The following is a 19605-nucleotide window of genomic DNA, read 5'->3' as shown; positions in this document are numbered from 1 at the left end:
TCCAGTTGTCGGGTAGAGGGGCATTAGCCGGCGAGTAGCGACTTCAGCTCTACAGTTGAATCGCAGACCCGGACGGGCGCGGGGCTGGCACCGGTGGTAATCAGCTTGCGGGCCACCATGTGGTCACCCGCAGAGTTGATGCTTTCAACCGCAATCAACTTGCCTTCGCGATAGTGGAAGACGCTGAACTTCTTCTCGTCCGGCGACCCGCGAACGACCAACTCATCAGTGCCCAAAGGCAAACCGACGGTCTGCAGCTTGATATCCCCCTGATCCGACCAGAACCATGGCGCTGCGCGGTAAGCGCAGGCGGTGCCGAGAATGCTGGCAGCGGCGACCTTCGCTTGATCGATGGCGTTCTGTACCGACTCGAGTCGGAACCTACCATTGGCAAAAGGATTGGGGTGATTGGTGCAGTCGCCCGCTGAGACAATGTCGGCATCTGAGGTGACGGCGAACTCGTCCACCAGGATCCCGTTGTCACAATCGAGGCCCGCGTGTTCTGCAAGCTCCACGTTGGGGAGGGCGCCGACACCGACCAAGATCAGGTCACATTGAATCTGCTGACCATTTTGGAGCGATACGCTGGTAGCTCGCGCAACGCCATCAATCCGCTCAATACGAGCATCGGTGATGATCCGAACGCCGATGCTTTCGTGGTAAGCCTTGAAGAAGTCGGAGCTTACGGTGGAAACGGCCCGCCCCATCAGGCGAGGCGCGTACTCGAGGACCGTGACGGTTTTGCCGAGGCCCGCGGCACACGCGGCCACTTCCAGCCCGATGAACCCACCGCCGATAATGACGATGCTCTGACGCTGCTGAATGTCATCGCGCAGATCAGCTGCATGCAGGAACGAGCGCAGAGCGTGAACGCCTGGCAGGTTGGCGCCAGGCAGATCCAACGGACGTGGTCGGGTACCAGTGGTAATGGCCAGCTTGTCGTAACCCAGCTCTCTACCACTGGCTGTCACAATGACCTTGGCCGCGCGGTCAATTCGCTCAACCTTGTCACCCTTGATCAATTCGATGCGATTGTCCGCATAGAAGTTGTCTGGGCGCAGCTGAATCGAGGTCTCATCAGCCAGGTGCTTCAGGTATGCCTTCGACAGTGGTGGGCGTTGGTAAGGGATGTTGTTCTCGTCACCGACGATGGTCACAGAACCCTCGTAACCACCTTGGCGCAGTGAGGCTGCGACCTGGAAACCGGCTTGGCCGGCACCGATGATGACTACTCTATCGAGACTCATGGCGCACCCCTCTCAATACTTGATCCAGGTGGTTTTCAGGGACGAGTATTTTTCGAACGCATGGAGGGAATTATCGCGACCGTTGCCCGACTGTTTCACCCCGCCGAATGGCACTAGCGGGGAGATCATGTCGACGGTATTAACGGTCACTGTCCCAGCTTTCAGCGCTTCAGCGACACGGTGAGCGCGAGACAGGTTGGAGGTAAATACTGAGGCCATCAGGCCGTAGATCGAGTCGTTGGCGATCTCGATGGCTTCTGCTTCGGTCTGGAATTTGATGATGCTCAACACTGGGCCAAAGATTTCCTCTTTGGCGATACGCATCTCGTTCGTCACGCCGGTAAAAATGGTAGGGCGGATGAAGTTGGAGCTGCCGTTGATGACCACCTGCTCACCGCCGTAGGCCAATGTTGCCTCAGCCTTGCCTGCTTCGACGTAGCGCATGACGCGCTGGGTATGAATGTCCTCAACCATGGCGCCCATCAGCGCGTTTGGATCAAGCGGGTCGTTAGGCTCGTAGCTCTCTGCGTACTTGATGACCTTGGATACGAAGTCATCGTGAATGGTTTCTTCAACGAGCAGACGGGTAGGGGAGGAACACACCTCGCCCTGGTTATAGAAGACGCGGGCGGCCAGTTCTGCTGCTTGATCCAGGTTTTCTGTGTCGGCAAAAACGATGTTTGGACTCTTGCCACCACATTCCAGCCAAACCAGCTTCATGTTCGATTCGGCGGAGTATTTCAGGAAGTATTTACCGACTTCGGTGGAACCGGTAAAGGCAAGGCAGGCAATGTCCATGTGCAGGCCGAGGGATGCACCAACGGTCTCGCCGAAGCCGGTAATCACGTTGAACACCCCGTCTGGTACCCCGGCAGCCTTGACGAGTTCGGCCAGCTTGATGGCGGTCAGAGAGGACTGCTCAGCCGGCTTCAGAACGACCGAGTTGCCCATGGCCAGAGCTGGCACGCACTTCCAAATGGCCATGTCGAGCGGGAAGTTCCAAGGGACAACGCAAGCCACCACGCCCAGCGCTTCACGCCGGATAAGCGCGAGATCACCCTGGCCGGTAGGCGCTACTTCGTCATACAGCTTATCGACGGCTTCAGCGACCCATTGCACATAGCCGGCCAGTTCAGGCATTTCATAGGTGTAAGACACCTCGACGGGTTTACCCATATCGAGGGATTCCAGTAGTGACAGCTCTTCCATGTTTTCCTGGATCAGAGCAGCCAGCTTCAGCAGAACGTTCTTGCGCTCGGTAGGGGATCGCTTGGCCCAAACGCCGCTTTCGAAGCGTTGCTTGGCAATCGAAACTGCCAAATCAACGTCGGCCCGGTCGCATTCCGCGATGCGACCGATTTCTTTGCCCGTGGCAGGGTTGATGCAGGGGAAGGACTTACCCGAAATCGATTCGACATACTTCCCATCAATGAAGGCCCTCCCTTCTGGATTCAGGGCTTCACCTTTGGCTTGCCAAAACTCAATAGAGCGATTCATCGACTCAGTACCTCCAGTTTTTTGTAGGTGCTCCCCTTTGATTTGGATCTGGCCACGCAAGGCCTTGGAAAGGAGGGAGCGTTTTGAAATCTTTATAGCACGACAGTTGTGTTAAAAAAAGACCTTTGGTCAGCACGACGAGGTGTCAGACCTTGAATTGCGACATGAGCGCCTGTTGATGAGTGGCCAAGGCATTCAGTGAGCGGCTGACTTGGGCTGACTCATCTGCTTGAGACGTGAGAGATTCCGTCACCTGGCGCACGTTTGCCACATTTCGATTGATCTCTTCAGCCACCGAGCTCTGTTCTTCCGCCGCCGCCGCTATCTGCAGATTCATGTCGTTGATAACCCGTACCGCCTCACTGATCCTGCTCAGGGCGGCGAGGGCCACGGTGGCTTGCTCGGCGGTGTCCTGGACGTCCGTATGGCTCTTGCCAATGGCTTTCACTACCATCCGGGTTCCGGTTTGCAGGTTTTCAATGACGTTGCGTATCTGCTCGACAGATTCTTGAGTCCTGCGCGCCAGGCTTCGAACCTCATCAGCGACGACAGCGAATCCTCGGCCTGCGTCACCCGCACGTGCCGCTTCAATCGCGGCATTCAGAGCGAGCAGGTTAGTCTGTTCAGCTATGGACTTGATGACATCCAGCACGGAGCCAATCTGTTCACTGCGTTGAGAGAGACTCTCTACCTGGGACATGGCTTGATTCATCTCACTTGCCAGGTAGGCAATTCGTTCCGAAGTAGAGTTGATAACATCGAGGCCGGCCCTGGCAGCGGATTCTGCGTCTTGGGCTGCGGTTGCTGCTTGAGATGCACTGCGGGCTACGTCTTGGGCGGTGGCACTCATCTCGTGGGAAGCTGTGGCGACCTGATCGATTTCCCGGTACTGGTGCTGCATGCCGTCGCTGGTAATCGTCGCAATGTTCGCTGAGCGATGCGCCGTGTCTCGAGCTTCTAGGACAGATGATTTCACCTGCGCCACAATTGGCTGCAGCTTGTCTAAAAAAATGTTGAACCAAGATGAGAGCTCACCTAGCTCGTCGTTGGACCGTTGCGGTAGCCGCTGAGTCAAGTCGCCTTCACCTGTAGCGATGTCCTGGAGCATTGAGGACACGTTTCCGATAGGCCGCGTCACCTTGCTAGCTGTAAATCCCATAAGCAGAAGACCCACCAGTACCGCAGCGAGGCCGCCTAGGAAATTGTTTCGCTGGCTGGTTGTGGCTTGCTGATCCAGCTGTCCTTCCAACACCCTCGACGGCTCGAAAAGCATTGATGTAGGGATTTCGATGACGACCAACCAAGGTTTGCTTTCTGGGATCGGCGAAAATCGGCTCACGATACGGAGCGCCTGCCCTGCACGGCTGACTATAGCTTGGTCGGACTGCAGTCCAGCCATGATCGCTTCCGAGTTTTCGCCGAACGCTTCGGAGGCCGGCCTGCTTAGTAGTTCGGAGTTTGCACTGTGAGCGGCTAAGAGGCCGGCCGGGCTGATGATGCTGATCTCTGCCTGGCCGTTAAAAATGGTTTCAGCCCCTTCAGTGGCAAGCTCCTGCAGTCGCTGGAGGCCAATGTCCATGCCCAGAACCGCAACAGGCTTGCCATTTTCAAGCATGGGGAAGGTGATGGAGGTAATCAGATTTTTTTGGTTACCTAGCTCTTCAATGTAAGGGTTGAGCATGCAAGGCTTGAGGGTGGTGAGAGGGCAGGTGTACCAGGCATTGAAAGGGGTGCCGTCAAGCATCGGCGAAGTGTCGTGCATGGTCGCTTCAGCGGTGTTGAGCTGAGACACCTCCCCATTGCGCCGCGTCCAGTAACTGGTGAAGCGGCCACTGTCGATGCTGCCGAGATCTGCGCGATTGAGAAAGCGAGCGTCATTGCCGTCAAGGGTATTGCGCTCATAAACCGCATAGATACTTAACAGTGAGTGATTGCCTGCCAGTGACTTTTTAGTCTGTTCATGCAGCAGGCGACGAAGCTGCTCATGATCGAGCGCATAGTGCGTGGCATCGGTTTTGTATTGCGCCAGTTGCTCGGCCAGGCCACTGCCGTACAGGAACGCCCTGATAAAATAGGCCTGGATTTTTAGCGATTGATTGTCGCTGTAGGCCTTCATCCGTTCAATGGCGGTTTCGCCCGCGAGCGTCAGGGTTTTTTCTTTGACGAAGGCGATGCTCTTTTTTGATTGAGCGAAGTTGATGGTCGAGAGAACTGCCACCACGGTGAGTAGGCTCAAACCTGCAAGTATCACGATTTTATTTTTAATCGATAGCTGCACGGGCACACCCGATTGTGAGTGAGGTGGGGTGCGGCGAGCGCCGCAGGGAAGCGCTAATTTTGCCTTAGCTGCCAACAATGAAATATGGCCGAAAAGGTCACAAAGATGCCCCTTCGGCCAATGTTGAATGGTGGTCTTGACGGTGGATTGTTTTTGTACCAAAAGGATCATCTCACGGAGTATCTCTCATGAAATATTATATAAAAACAATCGTGTCGTGGTGGTTCGAGCAGTTAGCCCAAAGTGATCAAGAGTTGCGGCGAGTCGGGCAAACTTCTAAGTTAACCCTCCTGCCTGTTCTCGCTCGACTTTGATGCCTGCTTGGCTTGAGGTCTTGCTGCGCCAGGCGATAGCCCGTGGATCAAGCACCCGCTGACGACGATCAGCAGGCATATCGCCAAGCCGATCCATTCCTTCTCTATTTCCAAGTCGATCTCCTTCAAAGGGCGGCGCGCCTTAATGGGCGCGCCGGTGGGGTGTTCAGTGACCGGAGGTCAGCTTAAGTCCAACAATGCACGCAACGATGCCGAGGGCAAACAAGATTCGGATCAAGGTACTCGGCTCGCCGAACCAGATCATGCCAATAGCGACCGTGCCCAGTGCGCCGATACCCGTCCATACTGCGTAGGCCGTCCCCAGTGGGATTGTGCGAGCTGCAACTTCGAGGAAGAACATGCTGAGGCCAATGCACACGATAAAGGCCAGCGTCCAAGGAATGTTCTTAAATCCCTCGGTATAGCGCATGCAGGTAGTGAAGCCCACTTCAAAAATGCCGCCGAGTATTAAGTAAAACCATGCCATGTGAACAACCTCTCGTTAGGAGTCTATAGTTTCGGTAGATGGAATCTGGATAGTAGAACCGCGCTTCACTCCGGTTAACAGTCTTGCGGCCCTCCCGCGGGTGAACCATGCCCACGACCAGTGTAGATAAACGGACGCTCTGCTGCGAAAATCGATCAGCAACATCAGGTGGACGAGTGACCAGGCCAGCCAGCCGATAAAACCCTTCAATCGGAGTTTGCCAAAGTCTGCAACGGCGTGAGAACGCCCGATAACTGCCATGGCGCCCCAATTTTTGTAAACGAACGCCCCCGGTTCTTTGCGCCCGGTAGCACGGTTCAGCAGCAACCTGCCGACAAATCGGCCTTGTTGCTTGGCCACGGGGGCAAGCCCTGGTAGGCGCAAGCCATTGCCTGAGTCGAAACTTGAGACATCACCAATGGCGAAGATGTCAGGTTGGCCAATGACCGAGCAGTTCTTGCTTACCCGCACCGCGAGATTGCGGTCCGCAGCGGCGCCAACCCACATTGCAGCAGGCCTGGCTTGAGTGCCGGCACACCAGATCACATTGCGGCTGCTGATCCGCGTCGCCCCTAAATTGATGCCGTTCTGGTCGATGGTAGTGACCGGTGAATTTAGCCGAACCTCTACACCGAGCTTCTCCAGTGCGTTGACCGCATAGTTTGAGAGATGCTTCGGGAACGAAGACAGAATCCTCGGTCCCGCCTCAATCAGTAGGATCTTGAGCATCTTGGGGTCGAGGTTTCTGAAGTCTTTTGCCAGAGCGGAGCGTGCCAGCTCAGCGATTGCGCCTGCCATTTCGACGCCCGTAGGGCCGCCACCCACGACGACAAACGTCAAAAGTGCTTCTACGTCGCTCGGCGCTACGTTGCGCTCGGCTTTTTCCAGGTTTGCCAGTAGGCCCTCTCGAATGGTCAGCGCATCCTCAAGCGTTTTCAGGGTTGGCGCATGTCTTGCCCAGTCATCATTCCCAAAGAACGAATAATCAGCCCCAGTGGCCAGCACGAGGTAATCGTAGCGAAGATTTTTGCGAGAACGTGTCAACACCAGCTTATGGGTTGTATCGACTCCAACGACCTCATCCATGATGATCTGAACGTTCGGCCCCTGTATCACTGCACGGGTAGCCGATGCGATGTCCGCAGGCGAAAGAGTGGCGGTGGCCACTTGGTAGAGAAGGGGTTGGAAGAGGTGATGATTGCTTCGATCCACCAAGGTCACTTCCACAGCCGTGCCTGCCAGCGCCTTGGCCGTCGCCAAGCCGCCAAACCCGGCGCCCACGATGACTACACGTTTGGTTCTGCCCATCTATTCTGCACCTCGTAGTGGCTGGGATTTGCGTCAAGCGCAGACACGCATCTGTCACGTATCATTGCTTGGCACTAGCCTGCGCCCTGTAGAAATAGCAATATAATCGTATTCGTATTTTGGGAAGTCAACCACCATGGGTCGAAGAAAGACAATTGATAGGGATGAGGTCTTACGCCTCGCGGAGCAGTTGGTTGCGCAGAATGGGGTATCTGCGCTTACCATCGATTCGGTTGCTAAGGCGGCTGGGATAACAAAGGGTGGTGTGCAATCCTGCTTCAAAAACAAGGAGATGCTTATCGATGCCATGCTTAAGCGTTGGGGCAAGAGCTACGAGGAATCGGTGGAGGCGATTGCTGGTTCTGACCCTTCGCCAATGGCCAGGGTGGATGCCCACATTGAATGTACTCGGATAGCTGACCAAGCCTCTCTGGGTAAGGCGGCAGGACTAATGGCAGCGCTAATTGATACCCCAGATCACTTAGGATGGGTCCGCGGTTGGTATCAAGCACGGTTGGAGGGCGTAGACCTAAAGACCGAGGAAGGAAGGCGGGCGCGGTTGGCGTTTCTCGCCACTGAAGGCGCGTTCTTCCTCAGGTTTTTCGGTTTTATGGAGGTCGACGACGAATCCTGGCTGGAGCTTTTTTCCGACATCCGGTCAATCAACCATCAAGCGATCGAGAAGCCATGAGGCTGCGGGGCCCAGGGCATGTTTACGAGACCATACTGCGTCCACCGGTACAGTCTTGGGCCAACCAGATGCCGAGATCTCCTGAAGGCGCGCGCCTCCGTATGCCTCCACCAGTGCCTTCGGAAGAATTGCCCATCCAAACCCCAGGGCGGCCATCTCCAACAAGGTTAAGTAGTCTGGTGCAGACCAGAATTTCAGCGAGGAGATTGCAAAATTTTCATCTTCATCGTCCGAGCGTGCGACGCTGCTCAAGCGAAGCATTCTGTGCCCAATGAGGTCCTGATGCGTCGGACTTCCTTGTTCCAGCAACTCATGTCCATGGCGGATGAAAATACCGAATTCGGAAGGATGATTGAGGCGGCAATTCGCTACCTCCGCAGGATAGTGGGGCTGGGCTGCTAGCAGGCCCAGTTGACCTCTCCCCTGGAGGATGTGATTCAGAACGTCTTTTCTTTCGGCTATCAAGCATTCAAATTGAAGGTCTGGATAACGCGCATCGAGTTCGGACAGCCGCGTTGCATATTGCTGATGCTGGTATAAATCAGAGAGCACCAAGGTCAGCTTGAATTCCTTGCCACTGGCCATTGAGTTGGCCTGTAAACGGAAGCGGTCGGCAGCGTGAAGCGCCTCTTTGGCGTATCGGATGAGCGCTACACCTGCAGGCGTAGGCGTTAGCGATCGCGTTCCCCGCACAAAAACCTGTGTATTGAGATCGATCTCCAGCCGAGAGATTAGTTCACTGACGGTTGACTGGCTTTTGCCCAAGTGCCTCGCTGCTGCGCTGAAGGATCCGCAGGAGGCAGCGTGGACCAACGCCTCTAGAGTTTCATTTGAGTAGTACATATCGGTTAGGCCGATGGCAGCCAACTGGAACGAAAAATGTCACCGGGTATCATCGAAGCATCCTTGATAAGTGTGGGCGATGGAGTCATGGCAGAAAATTTGATCGAACGCAGTGTACGCGAACGTGTTGTCCACGCATTGACGTTTGAGGCGTGCGCGATATTAAGCTTTACGCCGATCATTAGCGTGGTGACGGCCAAGCCGCTCTTTGACATTGGCGTCCTGACCCTCGTCATATCGACAGTGGCGATAATGTGGAACATGCTCTATAACTACCTGTTTGATCGACTTCAGAACCATTTTCGTTTCAGGCGTGGAGTGGGGATGCGCGTCGTGCACGCGGTGATGTTTGAGTTTGGTTTGATCTTTTTTGTGGTTCCGATGGCCGCCTGGTGGCTGTCCATCTCACTGCTCGAAGCCTTCTGGTTGGATATCGGTATTCTGCTCATGTTCTTGCCGTATACCATGCTGTTTAACTACGTGTATGACAAAGTGCGCGACCGCTTCTTCGCATCGGCGAACCGTTCCTGTCAACTTGAGCAGTAGGCTCGACAGCCCCTGGCTGGGCTGCCGAATCGGGTCGTCAAACCAGGGTGGGGTTGGTGAAAATGGTGTCACCCAGGCCTTCCAGTTTCGCGCATACCCGGGAGGCTCTGCGATTCTCCAAACCTTTTAACATCGAATGCAGCGCCGGGTAATCAGTGCTTGAAATGTGCGCCGGATGGGTGACCTCGAAGCCATTCATCCAGCGCATCAGCAGCCCGAGGTAGTAGCAGATTGCTGATGGCGTCTGATGATGAAACCATGAAGGTTGGTCTTGAGTAATCATTTCGTTGACGATGCTCAAGGCGTGCTGCACCTGGCATCGTGCGTTTTGCATTGTGGCGTCAGTGCAGTCTGCGCTTGAGACTCGCTCAGGATGGAACAGGGAAAGGATGTGGTTATGGATCGAATTGTTGATGAACAACAGCCAGCGCAGGTACGCGGCGCGATCCGGAGAATTCGCGGCGGGCGCAACGCCCGCATGTTGGTCGGACAACCACAGCAAAATCGCCACGGTCTCACACATGTCACCGACTGGTGTACTAAAAGCCGGGATCAATCCGAGCGGGCTCATTTTCCGAAATTCGGGCGTATCACGTTGCTCGGCCAATGAGGCTACATACGGGATCTGGAATTCTTCTAGAGTCAGCCGAACTGCGAGCGAGGCCCAGTCAGGAACGAAGTGTAATGTGTACATGAGTGCGCTTCCTTTTCAGCGTTGTTCAGTCATCCAGTTTTCATGAATGAAGTAATCTACCTGTTCAGGTTTCAGGAGTGGCCGGTTGAGGATCAAGTCCGCCGCCTTTTCTGCAATCATGATGGTAGGTGCATTAAGATTTGCGTTGGTAATAGTCGGCATGACTGACGAATCAACAACTCTCAGATGCTGTACGCCAATGACCTGAAGCGATGAGTTAACGACTGCCATAGGGTCGTTAGAATGACCCATTTTGCATGTCCCTGAAGGATGAAATCCGCTTTGTGCGTTCTGAGCGATGAAATCATTTATCTCGTCATCGGTTTGGACGTGAACTCCTGGTATTAACTCCTCGCCCGCGTAGAGGCTCAAGGCTGGCTGTCGGATAATTTCCCTTACTAAGCGAACGCAGGCGCGCATTTCTCGCCAGTCGTCCGAGTTGCTGAGATAGTTGTAGGTGATCTTGGGTGCTTCCATGGGGTCGTTGGATGCGAGAAGAACGTGACCCACGCTTTTTGACTTGGTCGTGCCAACATCTACCTGGAAGCCATGCTCCTTGGCTTGAGGATGCCCCTTGTCCCGCACCGCAACCGGTAGAAAATGGATCTCTATATCAGGGTACTTCAACCCCGCCTTCGAGCGTATAAAACCACCGCATTCGAAATGGTTTGTGGCGCCCAGGCCATCGCGACGCAGCAGCCAACGTGCCCCGAGTTTGGCCTTTGCCACGTGGCTTATGGCATTGAGCGTTACCGGCTTTTTGCATTTGACTTGGACATACAAAGAAATGTGGTCTTGCAGATTTTTTCCGACCCCGGGCAAGTGATGCACTGGCTCGATTCCGACTGAGCGCATGTGCTCGCTGTCGCCAATACCAGAAAGCAGCAAGATTTTTGGACTGTTTATCGGCCCGCTCGACAGTATGATTTCGCGTCGGGCTGCGATAGCCCGCTTAACGCCAGATTCAACCACGTTGACTGACTCTGCCACGCCATTCACCACATTGATCTTTGTTACCACGGCGTTATGGAGAACTCGAAGATTTTTGCGCTTCGTTACTGGGTGCAGGTAGGCTGCAGCGGTAGACCACCGCGTGCCGTTGTGTACCGTCATGTCGAACCGGCCAAAACCCTCCTGGCGGTAGCCGTTGAGGTCGTCTGATTCGGCGTAGCCGGCTTCCTTGGCTGCGTTGATGAAGGCGCTGTATAGGGGATTGCTTAGGGTGCCATAGCGGGTGTTGAGCGGGCCATGTGCGCCACGCCAGTCGTTGCCGCCGTCCGCTCGGCATTCCGCTTTTTTAAAGTAGGGCAGCACATTGCTGTAGCCCCATCCTTCGGCACCGCTCTTTTCCCACTCATCGAAGTCCAATGGATGGCCGCGCATGTACACCATGCCATTAATCGATGAGCAGCCCCCTATCACCCTGCCGCGCGGAGAAAATATACGCCGACCGTTGAGGTGCACCTCGGGCTCTGACTCGAATGCCCAAGTGAATTTAGGGGTGACGAGGGGAACACCTACAGCACAGGGCATTTTGATGAAAATTGAATTGTCTTTACCGCCTGCTTCGACCAAGCAGACCTGGAATTGACCGCATTCAGACAGCCGATTGGCCAATACGCAGCCAGCCGAGCCTCCGCCCACGATGACGTAATCGAACACCATTTCCATATTCTGTAAATCCTTAAACTGAAAGCCTGGCCGGATTGAACGACCAGGTGATTGCCTTTCTTATTGGCGGGCGGGGTTCGCCGCTTTAGTCTTTTTTACGAGGATGAACGCCGCAGGGATCAAGCACAGCAACTGCATAAGGACGCCAAATTCGCCGAGTTGGGCATATCCGTTATCGAACTGAAGCGTCACTGCGACGATCATCGGCCCTATGACCATACCCAGCGAGTCAGCGCCGCTGGCAGCAGCGGTTGTGCGGCCTGTGCTATCAATGTCAGACGAATACATACGGGCGTATGCCAGAAGGAAAACGTACAGGAATGTCATGGACAAACCGATGGTCCAGTAAATGTAGAGATTCGGTTTCACGTACAGGTAAGACGTAACGGCCATTAGGAGACAGGCAGCCAACAAGGGGAGGGCGTTTCTGAATTTTTCGAACGCCTTATTAGCTACTAACGGAACGAAGATGGAGCAGAACATCCCTACAGACCCAACGAGGCCGACGCCGGCGAAGTCCAAGCCAGCTTGTTGACCAACCTGCTCAAAGTACAGCCATAGCGTGTTTGCTCCAATGCTGCTCAGGAGGCAGAGGAAAAACAGGGAAACGCTTCGTACACCAATCGAGGCTGAAGGGGATGGCAGCTCTATGTGCTGAATTTTGCTGACATTGGGCAGAGCGAAGGCAAGTGGGAGCAAAATGATGTACCCGGCTGAAAGCGCCCAAAACACTGCCTTGGTACCTAGAACCCCATGAAGTGGCGGGACGACCAGGAAGGCGCTGAGTGTCACAGCTGCACTGAGGGCCGAGCTATAGCCAAGGAGCTTGGTACCGCCTTTGAATTGAGCCAGGCTTGCGAACCCTAGCCCGATGCACAAACCCTCGCCGAGTCCGGCGACAGCTCTGTACACCACAACATGGTTGAAGGCATCCGCAGCCAGAGTGCCTACCTGGCCCGCAATGGCCAAAGCGACACCGAGGACATAGAGGGTCTTGCGATTCATGATGCCGAGCACAAGCGACATACAAATCGATGCAAATGCAATGCACGCGATCTCTGCTGTTGAGGCAATCGTGGCCTGCGCGGGGGTGATGCCGAAGGTCTCAATAATGCCCGTGAAGGTGATTGGAACACCCAGGACTGCTACGTATGCAAAGCAAGGGATCAACAGCGCCGAGACCTTTTGGAGCGTGGACGCCTGGAAATGCAGATCGACGTTCGAAGACATGGTTCATCCTCTGTTTTTATGTTGCACGCTGATGGCATGCGGTATTGGCAGGATGCTTGGCGTCATTACCTGACGTGATAGAGGGAGGTTAGCCCCTAGCATTGTTCTTGTATTGGCCTCCCTGGCGGACCCCAATTGCACAGATTGGGGGGTCATTCGATTCTCGGTAATGTGAGCCCCTGTGGATATGGCGAGGATGGCCAAAAAGGGGCGATGCAGGTCAGGCGCCGCGTGGCAGGGCGTTTGAGGCGCCCGATAGCGACCGTGCGCAAGGGGCAAGGCATGGTCGAAGGGGGGCAACAGTTCTTTTCAATGGATGTGCCGCGCGCGCAATGAGAGTGCCGTCCTTGGCGCCTGATGTTAGCCATTAGCCTCATCAGGAAGCAGGTGCTCTACAGATTCTGAGAGCGCTTGGGAGCCTTTGAGATTTTTGCGAATGCTCAGCCATACCGCGGCACCACTCAAGCCGACCAGGGATATGCCGATGAATACTGCCCAGCTCACATACCAGCTTTGACCGACTACCTCGCGAGGCCAGGCAGAGTTAGCGATTTCGAAAACGATCCAACAGGCGGCGCCGATAACCACGGGTAGGGTCATTGAGGCCAAACTGAAAGTTCCCGCTTGCCATTTTTTTACCATCAGACGGTACAGCAGACCGAGGACTGCAAACCCCATGGTGATAAAGAAGGTCGCAGTAGCCGATGAAATGAGGGTCGCATAGACGCGCTCTGAGAAAGCCAGCAAGGTAACAATTACGGCAAGCGCGCCCACGAGGATCACTGCTCTGTTGGGCGTACGGTGCTTGCTTGAGAGCGTCGAGAGAAATTCTGAGCCAGGCAAGATACGGTCGCGCGAGAATGCCCAGATGACCCGGGAAACGCTGGTTTGAGCCATCATCATGGAAGCGGCAAAGCCGATAATGACAAGGACGAAGAACACGCGAGCAATGTTCTCCCCAAATGCGGCCTGGATAGTGGAGGCTGCCGGGTCGACGATAGCGCCGCTGACGATGGCAGCGAAGTCAGGTGTGGCAAGGATGAGCGCAAGGGCGCAGTAGCTGACAATAATGCCGATGGCGAGCAGGGCGCCAATGATAGCTTTGGGAATGTTCTTTTCCGGTTGCTCCACCTCTTCTGCCATGCTGCATACAGACTCAAAGCCCGCCAGGCCGAACCCTACAAAGCCCAGAGCGACCAGCAGACCACCTAGGACATAGCTGTCTCCACCAGCGCCTGCTGTGGTGAAGAGGATGTCGAGATCATGCTGACGGTGCCAAATCAGAAGGACAGTAGCCAGGCCGAGTGAGCCAATGACTTCAGCCCCCAAGCTAAGCTTGCCAAGCAGTTTGAGGGTACCCGGGCCAAGCAGATTGAGTACTGTTGCCAGGCACACGATGCTGAGCGCGATGTAAATTTGGGTTGATGTCGTGAATGCCTCGATACCCAGCGCCGCAGGAATGAAGCTTGCGATGGCATATCCGTTGGAGGCAAATACAAAGATAAGTGTCCAGATGTAGAACCATCCAGTTAACCAGCCGTAGTTATCACCCATCAGACGCCGGGCCCATTGGTAACTTCCCCCTTGAAGGGGCCAGCGTGAAACCATTACCCCGAGCGAAAGGGCGATTAAGAGTTGTAAGCACAAGCCGATAGGGAAAACCCACCAGCCCGCAGGGCCGGCGGCTTGGACAATCAGTCCAAAAACGGCGTAAAGCGCAACAATCGGTGAGATGTAAACGAACGCAAGGGTGAATGCATCATGCATTTTAAACTGGCGCTTCAATCGCACAGTGGTTTCGATAGGGCTTTGTGCGGGCGGGAATGTCATTTTATTAGGATTCCGAATTGTTTAAACCTGCCGTTTCAAGTTGCACTGACCTTCTTATTTTACGCCAAGGGGGTAAATAGGTACGGTTAGCGCTGCGACATTGTGTCACTAGGCAGGGAAAAAACTCTACGGAGCGGCAGCAGGTTGGCCGTTGCGGATGCTTTTTGGCCTATTCAGCTAAGGGGCGGCGAGCATGCGACCCAGAATGTCTGCCACCTGGCGTCCCAATGAGAAGGGGTGCAGCGACAGTGACTAGGCGAACGCCCATGAGACGAGCATGCTGTTGACTTTTTTGCTGAGTTTATTAGTTCCACAGCAGGTGGTAGTTCCACCTGCTGTGGAGGCCTAGGCGCGTTTCTGGTGAACGTTATTTGTTCTTTTGCTTTTTGATCGGTTCCGCCAGCAAGTGCATAAGGTCGCGAGAGATTGCACCTGCAGAGAGGGCTGTTACACCACTCGGATCGTACATTGGGGCAACTTCAACTAGATCCGCGCCTACGACGTTAAGACCGGCAAGGTTGCGAAGAACCTCGGATGCCTGGAACGTGGTAGGGCCTCCGGGTACAGGCGTGCCAGTACCTGGTGCAGAGGATGGATCAAGGGCGTCGATATCAAATGTAATGTAGACAGGCATGTCCCCAACGATTTTCTTGATATTGGCAGCAACGTCCTCCGGCTCAGAATACAGCGCGTCATGGGCGTAAATGATGTTGTAGCCTTCTTCATTTGGCATGTCCGTGCGAATGAACACTTGGACAGATTTGTGAGCGTTTACCGTGTCTTCCTCAGCCAAGTCGTGGGCAAATGAGCCGTGGAAAATCTCCTTTCCACCATTGCTGCTCATCGAGTCTTGATGGCTGTCGAAGTGAATCAGTGCGATCTGACCGAACGTATCCTTAGCTGCTCGAACCGGGCCATACGGAATGGTGTGATCCCCGCCAATGGTGAACAAGCGCGCACCCGAGGCAAAGATTTTTTTCGCATGCTTGTAGGTTTCGTCGATCATGTTTTTGGTTGCATCGCCACCCACACCCATGCCTACATCACCGTAATCGATGATCTTCAAATCCTTGGCAATATTTCCTTTCCACGGGTGCTGGAAATTGCCAACGTGCAGCGATGCTTCTCGGATTGCGCGTGGGCCCAAGCGCGCACCAGAACGGTTGGTGACCCCGATATCATATGGAACGCCCATCACTGCGATGTCTACGCCGGTAAGATCCTGAGTGCTTTGGGCACGCCAGAATGTGGGGATTCCTGCATAAGCCAAGTAGTCGCCAGTGGTTTTCGAGGGCGGAAGCTTGCCTCCACCCATAGCAGGCACGCTCTGCGTTTTCTCTTCTGGAGCGGCCGTAGCCACGCAAGCCGTGCTAGCCAGGGCGCTAACTGTAAGGAGAGAGTATGCAATCGCTTTCGAAAGAGCGCTTTTCGTAATCATAAATCCACTCATCGTGCCGACGTTGAACGTCAGGCTAGGTACACTTGGTTCTCGCGCCTTGGGTCGGATCTGCTGAGGGCCGAGCCCGATAGGCTGGAGAGTTTGGAGGTGGGGAAGCAGCAGAGGCCCGTCAAAACCAAGCTGTTTTCCCATCTCATTTTTAAAATGCGATCGTATTTTAAAATTAACAACCCAGTTCAATTGGGTCGCGACATCACGCCGCAGATTGGTTTTCCGGCGTGTTGCGGAAGAGGGTGTGTGCAACGTCGCGATTTTGCTGGGTACGAACGCCATTAGGAGTCCGCCAGGGACATTCTCCTGAGTAACAATTAGTAACGTTTGGCCCATCTCGTTGAGCCAGAATTCGTCCGTACCAGATCGCCAAAACGCTTCTAAAATGACCGGAAAAAACTAGCTGAGACCGTGACTACCTCCCTGAAATGTTTCTTTATTTTTCAGCAAAGACCTACGACTTGTGAAAATAGCAATACGAACGTATTTTAAATCGGAAGATTAGCGAGCCCCCTACGGACTGTATTGCAGATCTCAGGAAATACCCCTACGCCAACCTTGATTGCACGCCTCATACGGCCTGTGACCCAAAGTTTGAACCATAGGAAGCAATTGGGATGTCGCGTTGGCAGCTTTTCGCCATATGGAGGGAATTGTAGAGGCTCAGGTACTAGAACTCGAGAACTGGCGGATACGCCCCGCGCTCCAGCGAGATATCAGGTTTGAAGCGCAACTTTTCGCTGCTGGATGAATACGGATCTGGTATGCCCCAAGTTCTCGATGTACTAAGACCAGTCACTATTCCATACAGTGAACTCCGCCAAAGAAGAATAAAAGCTACTAGAAGATCACGCGATGTCAAAAACTATGTCAATCCACCTGATGGAATGGTTGCAGAGACTAAGATGGCCAATCATGGACTTCTTAAGCTCTGGAGGATGGCATACGGTTCGCATGTTGTAGCGTCGTGGCGTGTGTCATAAAACTCAACGTGAATTGAATGCGCAGTATCCCAGCGCCCATTACTCAGAGGTCACCATGAAGTATTTTTTTTGCATTCGTTACAGGGCTTATGCTTGCCAATTTTTCATTCGCGGAGGATGGTGCTCAACGTTCGAAAGAGTTTAATCAATATGTCAAAGCAACAAACAAGGCCGCGACTGAAGCTCGTGAGCGAGCCAGGCTGAGAGCGGAGCAATTGGAAGCTAATGAAGCGTCTGAGGTTAACCGTCTCATTAAGGATTCCCAGGGTGACCCAAAATCCTAAGTCGCAAAAATGAGCTCCCTCTTGGCGCCCTCGGGCGCCTTTTTTGCATCACGAATCAATGGTAATATTTTATAAAGTACGCAGTTCTTTCATGTCCGGTAATAAATCATAAGCTGCGTCCAAACGCGTTGGCTAGCTTGGCTCGCCTGTGTGGCGGTTCGTCATCACCGTGGTGTCATCCTTTGAATCGTGCTATTTATTGACAATCAAATGTGAACAGCGCCTGACAACCACAATAAGGGGCGGCTCCTATGGCATCGCATGGTCATATACTTGATATCTCATACGCACGTCGTTCATTCCTGGAAGGCGAGCAGCTGCCCCCAGGCATTATTTCTAAGTCCCTGCTCCGGTCCTGGGAGCGGACATATGCCGCTGGTCTTCGGCCAGCGGATCGGATGCTGTTTGGGCAGAGCGTGAGCATGGCTGAAGCGCGGCGAGTGAGCGATCAGCACCATGCCCTCATTGAGATCGCAACACCCGATGTCGTGGGGCTCATGCGCTCCATGAAGTCGCCATCCTGGGTGGTTTTGTTCACTAACGCAGATGGGACCATTCTCCATTCCACCGGAAATCACGACCTCGCTCCCCGCGAATTGCGCTTGCCTCTTCAGTGTGGACGTCGACTTCCAGAATCAGAACTGGGAACCAACGCCCCTGCAGTAGTGTTGAGCGAGTCCGAGGCCTCAGTTGTCCAGGGGGGAGAGCACTTTCTGGATGAGCTGAGTCGCTTCAGTTGTGTAGCTGCGCCAGTGTTCGGCTTGGATGGCGCGCTCGCTGGTGTTTTGGATGCAACCGGCTATGACTCAGCTATCGATCCTCGCGCCCTTTACCGGGTGGGCTTGGCAGCGCGATCCATCGAGAACCGGCTTTTTGCGGCCAGTACATCCGGTATCTTGATAGGTATCAATGAAGATCCACGGCTCCTGCGTACTCCCCTGCAGGGCCTCATGCTGGTGCGAGAAGACGGACGATTGCTCTCGGCAAACCGCAATGCCACACAGATGCTCCAGGTCGATCCCGGCTTCGTACAGAAAGGGCAAGTGCTTGGCTTCGAGGACCTAGTCGATCACAGACTTATGGAGGTACTGGGATCCGAGAATATTCACACAGTCCATACCCATCAAGGAGCTTTGCTATACCTGTCCGTTTTACAAGCGCCGGCTATTCGTACCGATCCACAGAAGGCACTTGTCGTTTCAACGCAGACGAAATGTGGTGATCTGGTGAGTACATTGCTGTCGCGTGCGGCAATCGTACTCAAACGTCAGATTCCTGTGCTGATTCAAGGCGAGACGGGTACAGGCAAGGAGTGGTTCGCCCGCCGTCTTCACGATGCAACCAGACCCGGCAAGCCTTTTATTGCCATCAACTGTTCAGCTATCGCAGAAAGCCTAGCGGAGGCCGAGCTTTTTGGTTACGAGGAGGGCGCATACACGGGTAGTCGAAAGGGAGGTGCTCCTGGGAAAATTGAGCTAGCGAATGGTGGAACGCTTTTTCTCGATGAAATTGGCGACATGGCTCTGAATCTGCAAACGAGGCTACTCAGGAGCCTACAGGAGCGGAGTAACGTTCGATTGGGCGGGGTCAAAGAGACAAAGATCGACGTTCAGGTGGTCTCCGCGACTCATCGCGACTTGGCCTCGATGGTCGAAGCAAGGGCTTTTCGCGAAGATCTCTATTATCGACTGAGTGGTTTTCAGGTTCAGCTACCAGCACTGCGTGACCGCTCCGATCTGGGACAGATGATCCAAACGCTGATGACAGATCTTCAGGATGGGCAAGGATGTCATCTGCCTGAGGATGTGGAGGCGTTGCTGCTTCAGTACCGTTGGCCAGGAAACATTCGTCAGTTACGGCATGTGATCGAAGTGGCGTGTGCCTTAAGCGGGCCATCCGGCGAGATCCAGAGGGATTCACTGCCGGCAGAGATTCTAGTATCTGGCCACAGTGGGCTTCGGTGCTCGATCACCGATCACCCACCCAAGCCTAGCACTTCTCTGTCGAGCTTAAGAGACGAGTGGGTGACGGCCAGCCTGGCCGCTCATAATGGAAGTGTGACGGCTGCGGCTAAAGCTCTAGGTGTGTCCAGGACGACCTTATACAGATACCTACAACGGGCGCCCAGATCTTGAATAGCTGATCGTTCAGCTACGGAACGTCGCATTCATGGCTTTGTTCATTTCTGATACAAGCTGGCCAACAGGATGAACGCGACTGCTCGTAGCTGACTGATCTAGCTGATTTTTTTC

The 19605-nt window shown here is 54.2% G+C and carries 15 protein-coding genes; 4 read left to right on the top strand and 11 right to left on the bottom strand.

Annotation, left to right across the window (positions count from 1 at the left end; genetic code table 11):
* Window positions 1-23: 23 nt before the first annotated feature.
* The 5 genes from CXQ80_RS13895 to CXQ80_RS13875 all read right to left on the bottom strand — a co-directional run bounded on the left by CXQ80_RS13895 (window position 24) and on the right by CXQ80_RS13875 (window position 7131).
* Window positions 24-1247: an NAD(P)/FAD-dependent oxidoreductase gene (locus CXQ80_RS13895; protein ID WP_101320424.1), complete on the bottom strand. Its 1224-nt coding sequence runs from the start codon at window positions 1245-1247 to the stop codon at window positions 24-26.
* A gap of 12 nt (window positions 1248-1259) precedes the next feature.
* Window positions 1260-2744: an aldehyde dehydrogenase gene (locus tag CXQ80_RS13890; protein ID WP_101320422.1), complete on the bottom strand. Its 1485-nt coding sequence runs from the start codon at window positions 2742-2744 to the stop codon at window positions 1260-1262.
* 145 nt (window positions 2745-2889) lie between these two features.
* The gene (locus tag CXQ80_RS13885) at window positions 2890-5022 is read right to left on the bottom strand and encodes a methyl-accepting chemotaxis protein (RefSeq protein ID WP_371918933.1); all 2133 of its coding nucleotides are present in this window, start codon (window positions 5020-5022) and stop codon (window positions 2890-2892) included.
* Between the two features lie 480 nt (window positions 5023-5502).
* Window positions 5503-5823, bottom strand: coding sequence for a multidrug efflux SMR transporter (locus tag CXQ80_RS13880; protein ID WP_101320418.1), 321 nt, complete (start codon window positions 5821-5823; stop codon window positions 5503-5505).
* Window positions 5824-5838: 15 nt separating this feature from the next.
* Complete coding sequence (locus CXQ80_RS13875) at window positions 5839-7131, bottom strand: NAD(P)/FAD-dependent oxidoreductase (protein WP_101320416.1); 1293 nt, start codon at window positions 7129-7131, stop codon at window positions 5839-5841.
* A 136-nt stretch (window positions 7132-7267) separates the two neighbouring features.
* On the opposite strand from CXQ80_RS13875, the gene CXQ80_RS13870 reads away from it, so the two are divergent.
* Window positions 7268-7822 (top strand): TetR/AcrR family transcriptional regulator, encoded by a 555-nt coding sequence (locus CXQ80_RS13870; RefSeq protein WP_101320414.1) that lies wholly within the window; start codon window positions 7268-7270, stop codon window positions 7820-7822.
* Here CXQ80_RS13870 and CXQ80_RS13865 read toward each other — a convergent pair.
* Window positions 7790-8665 carry a LysR family transcriptional regulator gene (locus tag CXQ80_RS13865; protein ID WP_101323053.1) on the bottom strand — a complete coding sequence of 292 codons (876 nt, stop codon included), beginning with the start codon at window positions 8663-8665 and terminating at the stop codon, window positions 7790-7792. The two genes, CXQ80_RS13870 and CXQ80_RS13865, sit on opposite strands and share 33 nt — an antisense overlap.
* 36 nt (window positions 8666-8701) lie before the next feature.
* On the opposite strand from CXQ80_RS13865, the gene CXQ80_RS13860 reads away from it, so the two are divergent.
* Window positions 8702-9211 carry a multidrug/biocide efflux PACE transporter gene (locus CXQ80_RS13860; RefSeq protein ID WP_371918875.1) on the top strand — a complete coding sequence of 170 codons (510 nt, stop codon included), beginning with the start codon at window positions 8702-8704 and terminating at the stop codon, window positions 9209-9211.
* A 37-nt stretch (window positions 9212-9248) separates the two neighbouring features.
* Here CXQ80_RS13860 and CXQ80_RS13855 read toward each other — a convergent pair whose 3' ends face one another.
* The 5 genes from CXQ80_RS13855 to speB form a co-directional block, all read right to left on the bottom strand.
* Window positions 9249-9905: a glutathione S-transferase family protein gene (locus CXQ80_RS13855; RefSeq protein WP_101320412.1), complete on the bottom strand. Its 657-nt coding sequence runs from the start codon at window positions 9903-9905 to the stop codon at window positions 9249-9251.
* Between the two features lie 15 nt (window positions 9906-9920).
* Window positions 9921-11576 (bottom strand): choline dehydrogenase, encoded by a 1656-nt coding sequence (locus tag CXQ80_RS13850; protein ID WP_101320410.1) that lies wholly within the window; start codon window positions 11574-11576, stop codon window positions 9921-9923.
* 60 nt (window positions 11577-11636) lie between these two features.
* The gene (locus tag CXQ80_RS13845; protein ID WP_101320408.1) at window positions 11637-12806 is read right to left on the bottom strand and encodes an MFS transporter; all 1170 of its coding nucleotides are present in this window, start codon (window positions 12804-12806) and stop codon (window positions 11637-11639) included.
* A 360-nt stretch (window positions 12807-13166) separates the two neighbouring features.
* Window positions 13167-14636, bottom strand: a complete 1470-nt coding sequence (locus tag CXQ80_RS13840; RefSeq protein ID WP_101320406.1) for an APC family permease — start codon at window positions 14634-14636, stop codon at window positions 13167-13169.
* A gap of 367 nt (window positions 14637-15003) precedes the next feature.
* A complete protein-coding gene (speB, locus tag CXQ80_RS13835) occupies window positions 15004-16368 on the bottom strand; it encodes an agmatinase (RefSeq protein WP_218195350.1) in 1365 nt (454 codons plus the stop codon).
* A 482-nt stretch (window positions 16369-16850) separates the two neighbouring features.
* Here speB and CXQ80_RS25355 point away from each other — a divergent pair, with 482 nt between their 5' ends.
* Window positions 16851-17069, top strand: a complete 219-nt coding sequence (locus CXQ80_RS25355; protein WP_371918874.1) for a hypothetical protein — start codon at window positions 16851-16853, stop codon at window positions 17067-17069.
* Window positions 17070-17775: 706 nt separating this feature from the next.
* Window positions 17776-19488: a sigma-54-dependent Fis family transcriptional regulator gene (locus CXQ80_RS13830; protein ID WP_157831752.1), complete on the top strand. Its 1713-nt coding sequence runs from the start codon at window positions 17776-17778 to the stop codon at window positions 19486-19488.
* The last annotated feature ends 117 nt before the right edge of the window (window positions 19489-19605 follow it).

It is taken from the genome of Pseudomonas sp. 02C 26, from assembly GCF_002843585.1.
Taxonomy (GTDB): domain Bacteria; phylum Pseudomonadota; class Gammaproteobacteria; order Pseudomonadales; family Pseudomonadaceae; genus Aquipseudomonas; species Aquipseudomonas shirazensis.
This window is presented reverse-complemented; position numbering and strand designations above follow the sequence as displayed.

Excerpts from the sequence above, each read along its gene's own strand:
- CXQ80_RS13895 (WP_101320424.1), bottom strand. The coding sequence starts at position 1,247 with ATGAGTCTCGATAGAGTAGTCATCATCGGTGCCGGCCAAGCCGGTTTC.
- CXQ80_RS13875 (WP_101320416.1), bottom strand. The coding sequence starts at position 7,131 with ATGGGCAGAACCAAACGTGTAGTCATCGTGGGCGCCGGGTTTGGCGGC.
- CXQ80_RS25355 (WP_371918874.1), top strand. The coding sequence starts at position 16,851 with ATGCCCCAAGTTCTCGATGTACTAAGACCAGTCACTATTCCATACAGT.
- CXQ80_RS13840 (WP_101320406.1), bottom strand. The coding sequence starts at position 14,636 with ATGACATTCCCGCCCGCACAAAGCCCTATCGAAACCACTGTGCGATTG.
- CXQ80_RS13860 (WP_371918875.1), top strand. The coding sequence starts at position 8,702 with ATGTCACCGGGTATCATCGAAGCATCCTTGATAAGTGTGGGCGATGGA.
- CXQ80_RS13890 (WP_101320422.1), bottom strand. The coding sequence starts at position 2,744 with ATGAATCGCTCTATTGAGTTTTGGCAAGCCAAAGGTGAAGCCCTGAAT.
- CXQ80_RS13845 (WP_101320408.1), bottom strand. The coding sequence starts at position 12,806 with ATGTCTTCGAACGTCGATCTGCATTTCCAGGCGTCCACGCTCCAAAAG.
- CXQ80_RS13865 (WP_101323053.1), bottom strand. The coding sequence starts at position 8,665 with ATGTACTACTCAAATGAAACTCTAGAGGCGTTGGTCCACGCTGCCTCC.
- CXQ80_RS13850 (WP_101320410.1), bottom strand. The coding sequence starts at position 11,576 with ATGGAAATGGTGTTCGATTACGTCATCGTGGGCGGAGGCTCGGCTGGC.
- CXQ80_RS13870 (WP_101320414.1), top strand. The coding sequence starts at position 7,268 with ATGGGTCGAAGAAAGACAATTGATAGGGATGAGGTCTTACGCCTCGCG.
- speB (WP_218195350.1), bottom strand. The coding sequence starts at position 16,368 with ATGGCGTTCGTACCCAGCAAAATCGCGACGTTGCACACACCCTCTTCC.
- CXQ80_RS13880 (WP_101320418.1), bottom strand. The coding sequence starts at position 5,823 with ATGGCATGGTTTTACTTAATACTCGGCGGCATTTTTGAAGTGGGCTTC.
- CXQ80_RS13830 (WP_157831752.1), top strand. The coding sequence starts at position 17,776 with ATGGCTGAAGCGCGGCGAGTGAGCGATCAGCACCATGCCCTCATTGAG.
- CXQ80_RS13855 (WP_101320412.1), bottom strand. The coding sequence starts at position 9,905 with ATGTACACATTACACTTCGTTCCTGACTGGGCCTCGCTCGCAGTTCGG.